General features: G+C 72.5%; 13 protein-coding genes and 3 pseudogenes. 5 read left to right on the top strand and 11 right to left on the bottom strand.

Annotated features, from left to right (window positions below):
* Window positions 1–253 (bottom strand): annotated as a pseudogene (locus tag L2C96_RS45425) (hypothetical protein); the annotation flags it as partial.
* A 47-nt stretch (window positions 254–300) separates the two neighbouring features.
* On the opposite strand from L2C96_RS45425, the gene L2C96_RS45420 reads away from it, so the two are divergent.
* Window positions 301–516, top strand: a complete 216-nt coding sequence (locus L2C96_RS45420) for an Imm7 family immunity protein (RefSeq protein ID WP_372491293.1) — start codon at window positions 301–303, stop codon at window positions 514–516.
* 50 nt (window positions 517–566) lie between these two features.
* Here L2C96_RS45420 and L2C96_RS33750 read toward each other — a convergent pair whose 3' ends face one another.
* Window positions 567–1,487, bottom strand: coding sequence for an alpha/beta hydrolase (locus L2C96_RS33750; RefSeq protein WP_237339078.1), 921 nt, complete (start codon window positions 1,485–1,487; stop codon window positions 567–569).
* A 13-nt stretch (window positions 1,488–1,500) separates the two neighbouring features.
* Entirely contained in the window at window positions 1,501–3,138 is a 1,638-nt protein-coding gene (locus tag L2C96_RS33745; protein ID WP_237339077.1) for a flavin-containing monooxygenase, read from the bottom strand.
* Window positions 3,139–3,281: 143 nt separating this feature from the next.
* On the opposite strand from L2C96_RS33745, the pseudogene L2C96_RS45415 reads away from it, so the two are divergent.
* Together L2C96_RS45415 and L2C96_RS33730 are read left to right on the top strand one after the other, a co-directional pair.
* Window positions 3,282–3,647 (top strand): annotated as a pseudogene (locus L2C96_RS45415) (hypothetical protein); the annotation flags it as partial.
* Between the two features lie 1,621 nt (window positions 3,648–5,268).
* On the top strand, window positions 5,269–5,652 hold the full coding sequence (locus tag L2C96_RS33730; RefSeq protein ID WP_237339074.1) for a helix-turn-helix transcriptional regulator: 384 nt from the start codon (window positions 5,269–5,271) through the stop codon (window positions 5,650–5,652).
* Between the two features lie 39 nt (window positions 5,653–5,691).
* On the opposite strand, the gene L2C96_RS33725 is transcribed toward L2C96_RS33730, so the two are convergent.
* The 3 genes from L2C96_RS33725 to L2C96_RS33715 all read right to left on the bottom strand — a co-directional run bounded on the left by L2C96_RS33725 (window position 5,692) and on the right by L2C96_RS33715 (window position 8,685).
* Window positions 5,692–6,438 carry a cytidyltransferase gene (locus tag L2C96_RS33725; protein ID WP_237339073.1) on the bottom strand — a complete coding sequence of 249 codons (747 nt, stop codon included), beginning with the start codon at window positions 6,436–6,438 and terminating at the stop codon, window positions 5,692–5,694.
* Between the two features lie 115 nt (window positions 6,439–6,553).
* Entirely contained in the window at window positions 6,554–8,041 is a 1,488-nt protein-coding gene (locus L2C96_RS33720; RefSeq protein ID WP_237339082.1) for a 4-hydroxyphenylacetate 3-hydroxylase family protein, read from the bottom strand.
* Between the two features lie 101 nt (window positions 8,042–8,142).
* Window positions 8,143–8,685 (bottom strand): flavin reductase family protein, encoded by a 543-nt coding sequence (locus tag L2C96_RS33715; RefSeq protein ID WP_237339072.1) that lies wholly within the window; start codon window positions 8,683–8,685, stop codon window positions 8,143–8,145.
* A gap of 112 nt (window positions 8,686–8,797) precedes the next feature.
* Between L2C96_RS33715 and L2C96_RS33710 the strand changes: the two genes are divergently transcribed.
* Window positions 8,798–9,619 (top strand): IclR family transcriptional regulator domain-containing protein, encoded by an 822-nt coding sequence (locus L2C96_RS33710; RefSeq protein ID WP_020418996.1) that lies wholly within the window; start codon window positions 8,798–8,800, stop codon window positions 9,617–9,619.
* Window positions 9,620–9,940: 321 nt separating this feature from the next.
* Window positions 9,941–10,341 (top strand): annotated as a pseudogene (locus tag L2C96_RS33705) (hydroxymethylglutaryl-CoA lyase-like TIM-barrel protein); the annotation flags it as partial.
* A gap of 59 nt (window positions 10,342–10,400) precedes the next feature.
* On the opposite strand, the gene L2C96_RS33700 reads toward L2C96_RS33705, so the two are convergent.
* The 5 genes from L2C96_RS33700 to L2C96_RS33680 all read right to left on the bottom strand — a co-directional run bounded on the left by L2C96_RS33700 (window position 10,401) and on the right by L2C96_RS33680 (window position 15,445).
* Entirely contained in the window at window positions 10,401–11,804 is a 1,404-nt protein-coding gene (locus L2C96_RS33700) for an MFS transporter (protein WP_020418997.1), read from the bottom strand.
* Window positions 11,805–11,968: 164 nt separating this feature from the next.
* On the bottom strand, window positions 11,969–13,210 hold the full coding sequence (locus L2C96_RS33695) for a flavin-containing monooxygenase (RefSeq protein ID WP_237339071.1): 1,242 nt from the start codon (window positions 13,208–13,210) through the stop codon (window positions 11,969–11,971).
* A 29-nt stretch (window positions 13,211–13,239) separates the two neighbouring features.
* The gene (locus L2C96_RS33690) at window positions 13,240–14,364 is read right to left on the bottom strand and encodes a M20 family metallopeptidase (protein WP_237339070.1); all 1,125 of its coding nucleotides are present in this window, start codon (window positions 14,362–14,364) and stop codon (window positions 13,240–13,242) included.
* A complete protein-coding gene (locus L2C96_RS33685; protein WP_237339069.1) occupies window positions 14,361–15,026 on the bottom strand; it encodes a DUF1028 domain-containing protein in 666 nt (221 codons plus the stop codon). Before L2C96_RS33685 ends, L2C96_RS33690 begins: the two co-directional genes overlap by 4 nt.
* Window positions 15,023–15,445, bottom strand: a complete 423-nt coding sequence (locus L2C96_RS33680) for a RidA family protein (RefSeq protein ID WP_020419001.1) — start codon at window positions 15,443–15,445, stop codon at window positions 15,023–15,025. Before L2C96_RS33680 ends, L2C96_RS33685 begins: the two co-directional genes overlap by 4 nt.
* Between the last annotated feature and the right edge of the window lie 3 nt (window positions 15,446–15,448).

Here is a 15,448-nt window from a genome sequence, read left to right as displayed (position 1 = left end):
CGATGTCGGTGCCGGCGCGGATGCGGAACGGCGCCCCGAGGTTGACGATGAGCAGGGCGGACGGCGCGGGCGGCAACGTCAGCCGCGCATACGGCGCCTCGCCCTCCAGGTAGTAGAGGTCGTCGATCAGCCCGTCCAGCGGCGCCCGCGGCACCTGGGACACGTACTCCACACCCCCAGCATCGCCGACGCGCGCCGGGCTGGTCCAGCCGCGTGTCGAGTCTTCACGAAGCGCTCGACCGCTACGCTCCACGGTACGGCGTGGAACCGGTCGTCGTTCTTGAGCCGTTTTGAGGGGGCATGTGTACGAACTTCACGGCGCTGCGGTTCGTCAGCAGGCGTCTGCCCGGCTCGTACGGTCTGTTGTACGAACGCGACGACGAGATGAGAATTCCGCCTGGCCCCAACGCATTCCCGGTGACCCCTCTCGCCCGGGGAAACGTGTGTTCCCGTCATCGAAGACTGATGCCCCGCGGTGCACGCCTCGGCCGCCGCGGCGCCGTGCACACCGCCTGACGCAAGGCCGGCGGAGGTCCGATCCGGAGGACCTCCGCCCCCCGCGTCGGCTACAGCGTCGACCGCAGGTGCTCCACCGCCGCCTGGTGGATTTCCGCGCTGCGCGGGATCGCCGCGGTGGCCCAGTAGGTGGCGTGCGCCAGGCCGTCCATCCGCACCACGCGGGCCTCGGTGCCCGCGGCGCTCAACGCGGCCGCGAAGGCCTCGCCCTCGTCGCGGAGCGTGTCGTACTCCGTGGTGATCACCAGGGTCGGCGGGAGGCCGCTCAGCTCGTTGCGGTCCAGCGCCAGCCGGGGGTCCACGGCGTCCTCCGGGCTGCCGCAGTACTGCGCGCCGAACCACCGCAACGCGTCCAGGTGCAGCAGGTAACCCTCGGCGTACTCGCGCCGTGACACGGTGTCGGCCAGCGGATCCACCAGCGGGTAGACCAGCACCTGCGCTCGCACGGCCGGCTCGCCCTCGTCGCGGGCCCGGATGACCGCCGACGCGGCCAGGTTGCCGCCCGCGCTGTCACCCATGACCGCGATCCGCCCGGGATCGCCGCCGTGCGCGGAGATCTCCTTGGCCGTCCACCGCAGCGCGGCGAACACGTCGTCGTGCGCGGCGGGGAACTTCGCCTCGGGGGCGAGCCGGTAGGTGACCGACACGACGATCGCTTCGGCGTCGAGCGCGAGGGCCCGCACGGGTTCGTCGACGACGTCGAGACCGCCCGCGACGAACCCTCCACCGTGGACGTAAAGCACGACCGGGAACGGCCCGTCGCCCGGCGGCACGTAGATCCGCGCGCGGTGGGCCGGGTCCGGCCCGTAGGACACCTCGCTGGTCCGGGAGAATCCGCGCTTGGGCTTCTGCAGCCCGGCGAACGACGCGATCGCCTCGCGGGTGGCTTCGAGGCCGATCTTCTCGAACGACTGGAAACCCTGCTGCGCCAAGCCTTCGAGCAGGGCGGAGACGGCGGGATCGAGTGGCATGACGGCTCCTCGTTCAGGCGAACACGCGGGAGGCGGACGACAGGGTGAAGCCCGCGTAGCCGGCGGCGACGACCTCGTCGCACTTGGCGCGGTAGGCCGGGGCGCCGCCGAGGTAGACCAGGACGCGGCGCGGTTTGCCGGGGATGTTGTTGCCCATGTACCAGGACGTGGGGGAGTCGGGCAGCAGCGTCGCCTCGGCCAGCTCGTTGGTGTGCGCGACCCACGCCCGCTCCGCTTCGGGATCCGGCTCGATGACGTCCAGACCGTTCTCGCGCAGGTGGTCCAGCGCGGCGACGGTGAAGTCGACGTGGTCCTCGATGGCCAGCGGCATGTTGTACAGCACCGACGGGCTCTGCGGGCCGGTGATCATGAACAGGTTCGGGAACCCGGCGGCCATCAGGCCGAGGTAGGTCTGCGGCCCGTCGGCCCAGTGGTCGGCCAGGCGCAGCCCGCCGCGGCCGGTGATGTTCATCGCCAGCAGCGGTCCGGTGCACGCGTCGAAGCCGGTGGCGAGGATCAGCATGTCGAAGTCGTGCTCGGTGCCGTCGGCCAGCCGCACCCCGGTCGGGGTCACCGCCGCGATCGGGTTGGCCTTGACGTCGACGAGGTCGACGTTGGGCCGGTTGTAGGCCTCGTAGTAGTCGGTCTCCAGCGGCGGCCGCTTGGTGCCGTACGGGTAGCCCTCCGGTGCGAGAAGCTCGGCCTTGGCCGGGTCCTGCACGCGTTCCCGGATCCGCTCGCGGATGTAGGAGGCGATCGTGTCGTTGGCGGCCTTGTCGAACAGGATGTCGCCGAAGGAGTCGATGAACAGCCGGAAACCGCCGCGGTTCCAGCGGTCGTCGAACACCCGCCGCCGCTCCTCCGGCGACACGGCCAGCGCCGAGGGCTGCACCTCCGAGTAGGGCACGCCGAGGAAGTGGTTGCGCGAGGCGTCCCGGATGGCGCGGTAGTTCGCCTTCTCGGCGGCCTCCTCCTCCGGCCGGGTCGGGTAGTTGCCGATCGGGGTGGCGTAGTTGGGGGTGCGCTGCAGGACGGTCAGGTGCCCGGCGGTCTTGGCGATCTCGCTGATCGCCTGGATGCCCGACGAGCCGACGCCGATGATGCCGACCCGCTTGCCCGCGAACGACACCTCGTGGTGCGGCCAGTTGCCGGTCATCAGGACCTCGCCGGCGAAGTCCTCGACGCCGGGGAACTCCGGCTTCTTCGGCACGGAGAGGGTGCCGGCGCCGGAGACGACGAACCGCGCGCGGTGCGTCTGCCCGGTGCTCGTGGTGGCCGTCCACAGCGCCTCCGCGTCGTCCCAGGCCAGGGACGTGATCCGGGTGTTGAAGCGGAAGCTGCGGCGCAGGTCGTAGCGGTCGGCGACGTGTTCGAGGTAGGACAGGATCTCCGCCTGCGCGGGGAACCGTTCGGTCCAGTGCCACTCCTGCTGCAGCTCGTCGTCGAACGAGTAGGAGTAGTGCACGCTCTCGATGTCGACGCGGGCGCCCGGGTAGCGGTTCCAGTACCAGGTCCCGCCGACGTCGCCGGCGGCGTCGAAGCCGATGACGCGCAGGTCCCGCTGGTCGCGCAGGACGTGCACGGCGTACAGGCCGGCGAAACCGGCGCCGATGACGATGGCGTCGTGGGTGGACGGTTCAGGTGACACCACTGATCCAGCCTCCTCGATGGTTCGGGTGTGATCGCCGCTACAGCGTGCGGTCGTGCGCGGCGGGCCGGACAGGGTGAGATCACCCCATTGCCCACCCCATCGCGGTTCCGGGCACACCCGCGTGTCCTACGGTGGGAGCCGCGATGTCCAGCGGCGGGCGCGTGATGGGAGGCGTCATGGGTGACGGTGCCGGAGGGGGACTGCGGCATCCCGCCGTGGCGCTGACCAGCTTCGTCGGCCGCCGCCAGACCTTGGCGCAGCTGGACGCCGAGCTGCGTGCCCACCGGCTGGTGACCGTCACCGGCCCGGGCGGGGTGGGCAAGACCCGCACCGCGATCACCGCCGCCGACCGGACCAGCCTGCCCGGCGGGGTGCGGGTGGTGGAGCTGGCCAGCGTCACGCACGACACCCAGGTCGCGCCCACCGTCGCGACCGCGATCGGCGTCCCCGACCAGTCCAACCGCGACGCCGTCGACCGGGTCGTCGACCACCTCTCCGGCACCAGCACGCTGCTGGTCCTGGACAACTGCGAGCACGTCCTGGACGCCACCGCGCGGCTGGTGCTGCGGCTGCTGGAGGCGCTGCCCGGCCTGCGCGTCCTGGCGACCAGCCGGGAGCCGCTGGGCATCGGCGGGGAACGCGTGCACCTGCTCGCGCCGCTGGCCGTGCCGGAGGAGAGCGACGCGGCGGGCACGGGCGCCCTCGACCACGTCCCGGCGGTCCAGCTGCTGGTCGACCGGGCACGCGCGGTGCTGCCGGACTTCGCGGTGACCCCGGAGAACCGGGCGGCGGTGGTGGCGCTGTGCCGCCGTCTCGACGGGCTGCCGCTGGCGATCGAGCTGGCCGCGGTGCGGTTGCGGTCGTTGTCGGTGTCGGAGGTGGTGCGGCGCCTGGACCGGCGGTTCCACCTGCTCGCCGGGACGGACCCGGCGGCCGGCCCGCGGCAGCGGTCGCTGCGTGCGCTGATCGACTGGAGCCACGACCTGTGCGCCCCGGACGAACGCCTGCTGTGGGCGCGGATGGCGGTCTTTCCCGCCTCGGTCGACCTGGAGACGCTGGAGCGGGTGTGCGGGTTCGGCGACCTGTCCGGGGACCGGCTGTTCGACGCACTCGACGGGCTGGTCGGCAAGTCCGTCGTGGTCGCCGAACGCAACGGCGAGCAGGTGCGCTACCACCAGTTCGTGACGCTGCGCGAGTACGGCGCGGAACTGCTGGCAGCCTCCGGTGAAGCGGATTCACTGCGGCGACGGCACCGCGACCACTTCGCCGGCCGCGCCGCGGAGTGCGTCCGCCGGTGGTGCGGTCCCGACCAGGCGGGCGACCTGGCGCGGTTGCGGGAGGACCACCCGAACCTGCTGGCGGCGCTGGCCTGGTCGGCCGAAACCCCGGGCGAGGCCCCGGCCGGGGCGCGGCTGGCGTCGCTGCTGCGCTACCACTGGATCGCGGGCGGGTTCCTCAGCAACGGCCGCCGGTGGCTGGAACGCCTGCTTCCCCAGCTCGGCGCCGGAACCCCGGAGCGGGGCGAGGCGCTGTGGGCGGCGGCGTGGGTCGCGCTCATCCAGGGCGACCGCCTGGTGGCGAGGGGGTACCTGAAGGAGTGCGCGGTGATCGCCGACGCGCTCGGGGATCCGGGGCTGCGCGGGCACGTGCGGTTGTGGCGGGCGCTGCTGAACCTGTTCGAGGGCGATCTCCAGGCCGCGATCGGGCTGTACCGGCAGGCGATCGCGATCCACCGGGCCGGCGGCGACACCGGGCTGGCGCTGACCGCGTCGTTCCAGCTGGCGATGGCGCAGGCCTACGCGGGCCGCCCGCGGGAGGCGCTGGAGACGTGCTCGGCGGTGATCGAGGAGGCGTCGGCCGTCGGGGAACGGTGGAACCGGGCCTACGCGCACTGGGCGGCGGCCATCAGCCACCTGCACCTGGGCGAGGTGGCCGCGGCGCGGACGGCGATCGCCGCGGCGATGCGGATCGAGCAGGACTTCCGCGACGGCGTGTGCACGGCGCTGTGCACCGAGGTGTGCTCGTGGGTGGCCGCCTCGTCGGGGCACGCGGCCGACGCCGCGGCGCTGGAGGGCATGGCGGCCTCGGTGTGGCACCGGATCGGCACGTCGCTGCAGGCCTTCGGGCCCCATGCCGCCAGGGAGGCGGCGGCACTCCGCGGCGGTGGACGAGCAACTCGGAGCGGCCACCGCCGGCGCCATCCGCAAGGACCACGCCGGCGTCACGCTGCCGGACGCCGTGCGGCTCGGGCTCGATCTCGTGGTGCGCCAGAGCGGACGCGGCCGCCCGGCGCCGCCGCGCGAACCCCGCGTGCCGGAGTCGCCGCTGACCGGCCGGGAACGGGAAATCGCCGTGCTCATCGCGCGGGGCCTGAGCAACAAGGCGATCGCGGACCGGCTGACGATCTCACCGCGCACTGTGGACGGTCACGTGGAACGGATGCTGCGCAAGCTGGACTTCACCTCCCGCACGCAGATCGCGTCGTGGGTGGCCGCGAGCAGCGCGGCGCGCTGACGCCGATCCGGAAGACACCGGCACCCGTTCACGGCCGCATCAGCCGCCGAGGAAGTCCACACCCACCGGCCCGCTGCGCGACGTGCGCACCGCCACGCCCTCGGCGTCCACCTCGACCACGACCTCCTCGCTGCACGTCAGCCGTCCCCGGTAGACGCCCGGCGCGGGCAGCGCGGTCCCCGGCTCCACGCGCAGGCGGCCGTCCGCGAGCACGCCTTCGACGCGGTGCGGCCGGCCCAGCGCCCGCGCCGCACCGGCCACGTCGCCGGCCCGCAGGCACGAGCGGACGTGCGTGGACGACACCAGCGGCAGCAGGTCCACCGGGTGGGTGGTGAAGCCGTAGTCGCGCCCGAGCCGCCGCAGCGTCTCCGGCGTGCCCTCGCCGCGGTGGCCGAACGTGAAGTTGCCGCCCACCACCACGGCCGCGGCCCGCAGGCGCCCGGCCAGGATCCGGGCGACGAAGTCCAGGGGCGACATCCCGGCCAGCTCTCGTGTGAACGACAGGACGCACACCGCGTCGACACCGAGTTCCCCGGCCAGCTCCGCACGCCGCTCGACGGAGCTGAGCGCGTCCGTGCACCGCGGCGGCCCGACGACGCGCGCCGGGTGCGGGTCGAAGGTGACGAGCACCGTCGGCAGGCCGCGGTCCCGGCCGATGCCGACGGCCTCGCCGATGAGCCGCGCGTGCCCTCGGTGCACCCCGTCGAACACGCCGAGGGTCACCACGCACGGCCCGAGATCGGCGGGCACGGTGTCGCGCCACACCGGGCACAGCGTCGCGGTCATCGCAGCTCCTCGCTGGTGTCGCCGGGTGCGGCGCCCCGGGGGAGGAGGCGCCGCACCCGGCGGTGGTGGCCCGGCGACGTCGTTGTCCACCCGGGCCCCGCCGTGGGATCCGCCGTCAGCGGCGGCCTTCCGGGTTGAACAGGTCCGGCACGGTCCAGCCGTCGAGGTCGTACTCGGCCATGCACTGCTCGGCGAAGCCCTTCATGCCGTCGGCCTGACCCGACTGCTGCGCGGCGAACAGCAGCTCGGCGCGCACGCCCTCGTGGTTGCCCGAGTAGTTGCGCTCGTACAGCTCGTGCCTGCCGCCGAACTCGCTGCCGATCGAGTCCCAGATCAGCTTCATCAGCTTGACGCGCTCGATCGCGTCGATGCCGTTCGAGCCGCGCACGTACTGGTCGAGGTAGGGGCGGATCTCCGGCGAGGCGAAGTCGTCGGCGTGCGAGGGCAGGTAGATCAGGCCGGATCCGAGGTCCTGCATGATGATCTCGCGCACGCGGGGGTAGCCGACGGTCATGAACCAGCGGTAGGCCAGGCCGTAGTCCAGGTGCGGCAGGACCGCGCCGTCGATCCACTCGTCCGGCCGTGCGGCCATCGCGTCGGACAGCGCCCAGAACAGGTTGCGCCACCCGATGACCTCGCCGACGCGGGTCTGGATGCCGCGGAAGTCCTTGGTACCGGTGACTTCCACGCCCTTCATCAGCAGGCCGGCGATGAAGTCGAGCTTGACCGCCAGCCGCGTCACGCCGTGGAAGGTGAAGCGGTGCAGGAAGCCGGAACCGGGGAAGAACGTGCTGGCCTTCTCGGCGTCGCCGTAGATGAAGACGTTCTCCCACGGGATCTTCACCTTGTCCAGGATGAAGATCGTGTCGTTCTCGTCGAACCGGGACGACAGCGGGTAGTCGAACGCGCTGGTCGCGCTCTGCGCGTAGGACTGGCGGCAGATCAGCTTCATGCCCGGCGCGCCCATCGGCACCGTGCACACCAGGGCGAACTCGCGCTTCTTGATGGGCAGGCCGTAGTGGGCGATGAAGTTGTAGTTCGTGATCGCCGACCCGGTCGCGACCACCTTGGCGCCGGAGACGATCAGGCCGTCGTCCTTCTCCTCCTCGACGTGGATGAAGATGTCCTTCACCTCGTCGGGGTTGCGGTCCCGGTCGACCGGCGGGTTGATGATCGCGTGGTTCCAGTAGAGGACCTTCTCCTGCGATTCGGTGTACCAGCGGCGGGCGTTGTCGGCGAAGGGCTCGTAGAAGTCCGAGTTCGCGCCCAGCGTGCCGAGGAAGGCGGCCTTGTAGTCGGGGCTGCGGCCCATCCAGCCGTAGGTCATGCGGGCCCATTCCGCGATGGCGTCCCGGTCGGCGAAGAGGTCCTCGCGGCTGCGCGGCGTGCGGAAGAACGGGTGCGTGAAGCCGCTGCTGCCGGTGTCCGTCGGCGCGGTCAGCACGCCCTGCTTGTCCGGGTCGTGCAGGGCGTCGTAGAGGCGCGCGGTCATGCGTGCCGAGTTGCGGAACGCCGGGTGCGTGGTGACGTCGTCGACCTTCTCGCCGTAGATGAAGATCTCCCGGCCGTCCCGGATGCTCTCGAGGTACTCCTCGCCGGTCATCGGGCGGGTGGTCCGGGTGGGGGTCACGGCTTCGTCGGGCTGGTGGATCGCCACGGGTGTGGTCCCTTCGTCGTTGAACGGGATCGTTGTGGTTGGCGGGATCAGACGGCCGCGGGAGCGGCCGGGAACCAGCCGATCTCGGGGCAGTCGAGGGAGACGGCCCAGTGCGAGCCGTCGTCGGCGGGGCCGAGTTCGCGGAAGCGGCCCGAGTAGAACAGCAGCGGCTCGGCGTCGGTGATCTCGAGGTCGACGACCTCGCCGAGCACGATCAGGTGGTCGCCGCCGTCGTAGGTGCGCCACGGCAGGCACGAGATCGTCGCGGCGTTGCCCAGCAGCACCGGCGCCGTCGGGCCGGCGCCCCAGCGGGGCCCCGGGTCCTGCGGGCGGCCTGCGAAGTGCATCGCCGTGTCCAGCTGGTCCGCGGCGAGGATGTTCACCGCGAAGGGGGACTCGGCCAGGTAGCCGCACGCCTTGGCGGTGCGCGTCAGCGTGACCTGGCAGAGCGCGGGCTCGAGCGAGACCGCGGTGAACGCGTTCACGGTCGCGCCGTGGGGTTCCCCGGCGCTGTTCTGGCAGGTCACCACCGTGACACCGGTGGCGAACCGGCCGAAGCCGGTGCGCAGCTGCCGCTGATCGAGCGTCATCGTCGACACCTCCTGTACGCTATGCGTACTATCTGTCCGCTTTGCGTTCACGAGAAGGGTGCCCGCCGATGGGTGAGCGAGTCAATACCTCGCATGCGGGAAGATGGCGGCCATGACCACCGAGGGGAATCCGCGCGACCTCATCCAGAGCCTCGAGCGGGGCTTCGCGGTGCTGCAGGCCTTCGACGCCGAACGGCCCAATCCCACGCTCGCCGAGCTGGCGTCCGCGACGGAGCTGTCGCGCCCGGCGGTGCGGCGGATCCTGCTGACCCTGCAGCACCTCGGCTTCGTGCACGGCGAGGGCGGGCGCTGGACGCTGACGCCGAGGGTGCTGAGCATCGGGCAGCACTACTCCGCCTCGCACGGGATGATCGAGATCGCGCAGCCGCACCTGCTCCGGCTCGCCGAGCAGACCGGCGAGTCGGCGTCGCTGGCCGCGCTCGACGGCACCGAGGCCGTCTACGTGGCCCGCGTGCCGGTGCGGCGGATCATGAGCATCAACGTGTCGATCGGGACGCGCGTGCCGGCGCACTCGACGTCGATGGGCCGCGTGCTGCTGGCGTGGGCGCCGGACGAGGTGGTCGACCACGTCATCGCCGCCGGCCTGGAGGCCCACACCGAGCACACGGTCACCGACCCGGACGAGTTCCGGCGCCGGCTGCGCGACGTCCGGTCGCTCGGCTATTCGGTGGTCTCGGAGGAACTGGAGAAGGGGCTGCTCTCGGCCGCCGCGCCGGTGCGGGACTCCTCAGGGGCCGTGGTGGCCGCCCTGGCCTCGTCGACGTCCAGCGGACGCTCCAGTGTGGAGCAGCTGCGGGCCGACGTGGTGCCGCTCCTGGTCAAAACGGCGGACCGCATCAGCGCCGACTTCGGCCACCGCCAGGGCGTCACGTCCGGGCCGATGGTCCGAAAAGGACACGAAGGCTTCTTCTGACGGTCGCGGAGCCGGGAGTACGAGACGAGCGACGGGCCCACCGCCACCGCATGGTGCCGCTGCCTGAAGCGTCGATCAACGAGCGTTTCACCGCGGTTGATCGCCACCCCGGTGTTCGCGATCTCCGCCGGTCCGCGGCTCGCAGGTAGCCAGTGGCGACCAGGCCCGTGGCGAGCCCGTGCAGCGAGGAGCGGGCGCGTCCAGGTCGGCGGCGAGCTCGAACGGGTTCCGACGGCGTCCGGTACCCCGTGCTCGTGTGCCCAACGAGCACGGCGTGGACCGCGCAGTCGACCTCGGTGCGCGAAATCGCCGTGTTCGGGCGGCGTCACAGAGTCGTTCGCCGGCGACACCACCGGCGCCGCCACCCCGGGGCGTGTCGCGGCGCTGCTGGACGCGCTCGCCGTGGCCGGTGTCCCGGTGGAGCAGGTCGCGGTGCACTTCCACGACACATACGGGCAGGTCCTCGCCAACACACTCGCCGCCCTGCGGTGCGGTGTGACCACTGTGGACGCCAGCGCGGGCGGGCTCGGCGGCTGCCCCTTCGCGGGAAGCGCGACCGGCAATCTCGCCACCGAGGACCCCGAGGACCGCCTGTGGCAACTCGCCGATCCCGGCATCGGGACCGGCATCGACCTGGACAAGGTGGCCGAGACGAGTGTCTGGATGGCCGAACGGCTGGGCTGCCCAGCCCTTCCCGCACCGTCGCGGCACTCGCCCGCTGAGCACGACCGGGCAGAGGTTGGTCGCGGTGACTCCGGTGGGCCTCGGCTGGGGCGCGGGCTCAGGCCGCCGGTCCCGCTGATCCCTCGCCACGACCGCCCACTGCTGTCGCCGCGCCGGCCGGTACTGGCGCTGCGGAGAGGTCCTCGGCGCGCAGCAGGGGAGTACCCGCCGTCTCGCGCAGGGAGAACGCCGCCACGAGCCCGATCACCGCGGCCACCATCAGGTAGGGCCCGGGCACCAGTGTCGAGCCGGTGGCGGAGATCAGGACGGTCATCACGTACGGGACGGTCCCGGCGAACAGGGCGGCGGTCACGTTGTAGGCGATCGACAGGCCGCTCTGGCGGGTGCGGGTCGGGAAGATCTCCGCCGACCACACGGCGTAGGTGCCCAGGATCGCGGCGAGGATGACGCCCAGCGCGAGCGCGGCGGCCCACGTGCCCGCCAGGCCGGTGCGCATCAGCAGGTACGCCGGGGTGGCCAGGACGAACAGCGCGATCCCGGCGCCGATGAGCACCGGGCGGCGGCCCACCCGGTCGGACAGCCTGCCGAAGGCGGGCACCAGCACGAGCCCGGTCAGCGAGATCACCGTGGACAGCAGCGCGGCACTGCCCGCGGAGTGGCCGAGGTAGTCGGTCTCGTAGGTGACCAGGTAGGTCAGCACCGCGTAGAACGGCACGTGCATCATCGTCATCAGCCCGGCGGCCTGCAGCAGCTGCTTGCGGTTGTGGCGGAACAACTCCCGCACCGGGCTGCGCGGCACGTTGTCGGTCGCCTCGAGCGCGCGGTACTCGGGCGTGTCCTCGATCTTGGTGCGGATGACGAACCCGACGACGCCCAGCGGCGCGGCGATGAGGAACGGGATGCGCCAGCCCCACGAGGTGAGCTGCTCGCCCGACAACCCCACGGACAGCAGGAGGAACACGAACGACCCGGCGAGGAACCCGAGCAGCGAGCCGACCTCCAGCCAGCTGACGCCGAACCCGCGGCGGCGGCGCGGCGCGTGCTCGGCGAGGAAGCTCGCCGCGCTCCCGAACTCCCCGCCCGCCGCGAACCCCTGCAGCAGGCGCAGGAACACCAGCAGCAGCGGTGCGGCGATCCCGATCGTGGAGTAGCCGGGCAGCAGGCCGATCACCAGCGTCGCGCCGGACATCAGGAAGATGACGAGCGACAGCGTCCGCTTGCGCCCGATCCGGTCCCCGAGCGGGCCGAACACCAGCGCGCCGACCGGGCGGATGCCGAACGACACCGCGAACACGCCGAACACCGCGAGCAGGCCCGCGGTGCCGTTCTCCGCGGGGAAGAACACCGACGCGATGGTGCCGGCGAGGTAGGCGTAGGTGGCCCAGTCGAACCAGTGGACGAACACCCCGACGGCGCCGGCGGCGACACTGCGGCGCAGCGCCGCGGGATCGGCCATCGCCTCGGTGATCTCGTCGGCTGCGGGGGAGCCGGGTGCGGTCATTGGGTGCCTCCTCGGGCCTGCTCTCGCGATGACGCTAGGAGCGGGCGACAGCATCGAACAAGAAGAAAGAGACGAAACAATGCATCGGAAACACCGATGCAGAGCGGCGGAGCTGGGGTGTTGCCCGGGTCTTACACCCGGGCAACACGGAATTCACGCGCGGCTCAGTACCGCAGGTAGTCGCGCTGGGTCGTGATGTGGTCGGCGACGAACTTCGCGTCGTGCCAGACACCCCAGATGAAGCTCGACCCGCGCCGCGCGAGCCACGGCAGGCCCAGGAAGTACACGCCGGGTTCGGTGGACACCCCGCGCCGGTGCCGCGGCTTGCCGTGCTCGTCGAACGCGTCGACCTGCAGCCAGCTGTAGTCGACCGCGAACCCGGTGGCCCAGACGATCGAGGTGATCCCGGCCGTGGCGAGGTCGAGTTCGCGGACGGGATCGGTGACGCACGCCGGGTCGGGTCCCAGCTCGCGCGCCTCGGGTTCCTCCGGCAGTTCCAGGCCGTTGCGGGCGATGTAGGCGTCCGCTTCGTCGAGCAGCGACAGGTAGTTCGCGTCGCCCGCGGCGATGTTGGCGCCGAGGTCCGGTGCGAAGTGGAGGGTTCCGTCGCGATAGGACTCGGTGCGCCCGGTCAGGGTGATGCCGAGCGCGGCGAGGGCGCGGAAGTCGACGGTGTGCCCGCCGCGCGCGCCGCTGACGGCGATCGTGACGTGCTCGGCGCCGCGGGGCGGGGTTTCGGCGTCCCACTTGCCCAGAACTCCCAGCCACCAGCAGAAGTCGCGTCCCCGGTACCGGCGCGGCGGCCGGTCGTGCGGGCCGACGGACAGGTGCACCGCGCGCCCGGCGCGGCGCAGCTCCTCGGCGATCTGCACCCCGGATGACCCGGCGCCGACCACGAGCACGCCGCCCTCGGGCAGCTGGGCGGGGTTCTTGTAGGAGCTGGAGTGCAGTTGCAGCGGCCCGGCGTCGCCGGGGACGATCGGCGGGATCACCGGCCGCTGGAACGGGCCGGTCGCGGCGACGACGAACCGCGCGTCGAGCTCACCGTCCGAGGTCCGCACCCGGAAGCCGGGGCGTCCCCGGTGCCGCCGCACCGACGTCACCTCGACGCCGGTCCGGACCGGCGCGGCGATCTTCTCCGCGTAGGCTTCGAAGTAGTCCGCGATCTGGTCCTTCGACGCGAAGTCATCGGGTGCGAGGTCGCCGAACTCCATGCCGGGGAAGCGGTCGTGCCACGCGGGCCCGTTCGCGACCAGCGAGTCCCACCGCTGCGACCGCCAGCGCTCGGCGATCCGGTCCCGCTCCAGGACGAGGTGCGGCACCCCAGCGTTGCTCAGGTGCTCACTCATCGCGAGGCCGGCCTGGCCGCCGCCCACGACGAGGACGTCCACCTCTTGTCTCGACATCGTTCTCCGTTTCGGTCCGGTGTGGAGGGTCAGGCGCGCCGCGCCGCGCGGTCGATCCCGGTCCAGGCGAGCGCGACCGCGCCGTCGAGGAGCGCCCGCCGGGCGGTTTCGCCGACGCAGAACGCGGCGAACTCGCGCTGGTGGTTGGTCGCGGGCAGGGACCCGATCCCGATGTAGGGGTGGATCGCCGGCACGACCTGGGAGACGTTGCCCATGTCGGTCGAGGCGCGGTTCATCCGCGCCGCGGTGCCCGGTGGGGCGAACTCGCGCCCCAGCGCCACCGCGTTCGCGCGGTAGTCGGCCAGCGCCGCCTCGTCCGCGCGGAACTCCGCGTAGGGCTTGCTCTCCGGTTCGACGCTCAGCTCGCAGCCGGTCGCCAGCGCCCCGGCTTCGAACGCGCGCATCACGCGTGGTTCGAGTTCGGCCAGCTCCGCCAGCGTCTCCGCCCGCACGTACCAGCGGCCGGTCGCGTGTTCGGGGATCGCGTTCGGCGCGTCGCCCGCGTGCGTGACGACGCCGTGCACCCGCGCCGAGGACGGCAGCTGCTGGCGCAGCAGCCCGATCGCGACCTGCGCGACCGTGAACGCGTCGGCGGCGTTGATCCCGGCCTCCGGGTAGGCCGCGGCGTGCGCGGACTTGCCGGTGTAGGTGATCTTCGAGTGGCTGACGGCGAACGGGCGCGCCTCGGCCACGTCGACCGGTGCGGGGTGGACCATCATCGCGAGGTCGGCACCGGTGAAGGCGCCGCGGTCGAGCATCTCGATCTTGCCGCCCCCGCCCTCCTCGGCGGGGGTGCCGTAGACCTCGACGGTGAGGCCGGCGTCGTCGGCGACCGCGGCCAGTCCGAGTGCGGCGCCGACGCTGCTCGCGGCGATGAGGTTGTGGCCGCACGCGTGCCCGAGGCCGGGCAGCGCGTCGTACTCCGCGCACAGCGCGATGCGCGTGGGGCCACTGCCGAAGCGCGCGTGGAAGGCCGTGTCCAGGCCGAGGTAGTGCGGGGTCACGTCGAACCCGGCGCGGTCGAGCAGCTCGGGCACCATCGCGGCGGCCCGGTGCTCCTCCCACGCCGTTTCGGGGTCGGCGTGCAGGCGCTCGGACAGGCGCACCAGGTCGTCGGCGTGCCGGGTGACGGTCTCCCGCGCGGCGGTCTTCACAGGTCCCCCGGAACGCCGTAGGAGGGCGCGGCGGCGGGGTCGAGGCCGCGGCGGACGTAGTCGTCGCGCTGGGGCAGCCACACCGCCAGCAGGTCGGCGAGGCCGTCGACGGGATTCTCGGCCCAGTCCACGCGCAGGTCGGTGACCGGCCAGCCGACGTCGGCGACGACGACGAGTCCCGCCGAGCGCACCGGGCCCTCCTCGCCGCCCGCGGCGACGGCCGCCTGCAGCGCGGCGACGAGCCGCTGTTCCAGCTCGCCGGAGGTGGCGGCGAAGGCGTCGAGCATCACCTGGGGGATGTGGGTGCCGGCGAGCATGTTGCCGGCCGCGACGGCGCCGTCCGCGGTCGCGGTGGCGTGCGTGCCGAGCGTTTTCGCGCCGCTGTAGGCGAAACCGGGACCGGTGCGGCCGAGGACGGTCAGCTGGCGGTAGGCGATGTGCTCGGCGGACCCGGTCACCTCGGACAGCGCGCGCTCGGCGTCGCCGTGTTCGGCCAGCCGGTCGAGCAGCTTCGCGCCCAGCCGCGGGTCGGTGACGTTCTGCGAGGACGCGGCGCCGACGCCGGGGCGCAGGTGCGCGACGCGGGCCGCGACCGCGGGGCTCGACGAGCTGGCGACGATGCCGAAGCGGCCGCCGTCGCGGGCGACGAGGGAGAAGGTCACCGCTCCTCCTCGGGGATGACCGCGATGGCGTCGATCTCGCACAGCCATTCCGGGCGGGCCAGCGCCGAGACGACGACACCGGTCGAGATCGGGTGCACGCCCTTCGTCCACTTCCCGACCACGCGGTAGACCGCCTCGCGGTAGCGCGGGTCGATCAGGTAGATCGTGAGCTTGACCAGGTGTTCCATCCGGCTCCCGGCTTCCTCCAGGAGCAGGGCGATGTTGGCCATCGCCCGCTCGGCCTGGGCGGCCGCGTCCCCGATGCCGACGGACTCGCTGGTCTCGAGGTCCTGGCCGATCTGCCCGCGGACGTAGACCGTGCCGTTGGCGACGACCGCCTGGCACAGGTCGTTGTCGAGGTTCTGTTCCGGGTAGGTGTCGCGCGTGTTGAACGGCCGGATGCGCTGGTGGACGGTCATCGG

This window comes from Amycolatopsis tucumanensis (assembly GCF_021654135.1).
Taxonomy (GTDB): Bacteria; Actinomycetota; Actinomycetes; order Mycobacteriales; family Pseudonocardiaceae; genus Amycolatopsis_E; species Amycolatopsis_E tucumanensis.
Note: the sequence above shows the minus strand (reverse complement) of the source record. Positions and strands in the feature narration are given on the sequence as shown.

Bases quoted from the DNA above. Each gene is read 5' to 3' on its own strand.
- L2C96_RS45420 (WP_372491293.1), top strand. From the start codon at position 301: ATGTGTACGAACTTCACGGCGCTGCGGTTCGTCAGCAGGCGTCTGCCC.
- L2C96_RS33750 (WP_237339078.1), bottom strand. From the start codon at position 1,487: ATGCCACTCGATCCCGCCGTCTCCGCCCTGCTCGAAGGCTTGGCGCAG.
- L2C96_RS33730 (WP_237339074.1), top strand. From the start codon at position 5,269: ATGCCGCCAGGGAGGCGGCGGCACTCCGCGGCGGTGGACGAGCAACTC.
- L2C96_RS33725 (WP_237339073.1), bottom strand. From the start codon at position 6,438: ATGACCGCGACGCTGTGCCCGGTGTGGCGCGACACCGTGCCCGCCGAT.
- L2C96_RS33720 (WP_237339082.1), bottom strand. From the start codon at position 8,041: ATGACCGGCGAGGAGTACCTCGAGAGCATCCGGGACGGCCGGGAGATC.
- L2C96_RS33715 (WP_237339072.1), bottom strand. From the start codon at position 8,685: ATGACGCTCGATCAGCGGCAGCTGCGCACCGGCTTCGGCCGGTTCGCC.
- L2C96_RS33710 (WP_020418996.1), top strand. From the start codon at position 8,798: ATGACCACCGAGGGGAATCCGCGCGACCTCATCCAGAGCCTCGAGCGG.
- L2C96_RS33700 (WP_020418997.1), bottom strand. From the start codon at position 11,804: ATGACCGCACCCGGCTCCCCCGCAGCCGACGAGATCACCGAGGCGATG.
- L2C96_RS33695 (WP_237339071.1), bottom strand. From the start codon at position 13,210: ATGTCGAGACAAGAGGTGGACGTCCTCGTCGTGGGCGGCGGCCAGGCC.
- L2C96_RS33680 (WP_020419001.1), bottom strand. From the start codon at position 15,445: ATGACCGTCCACCAGCGCATCCGGCCGTTCAACACGCGCGACACCTAC.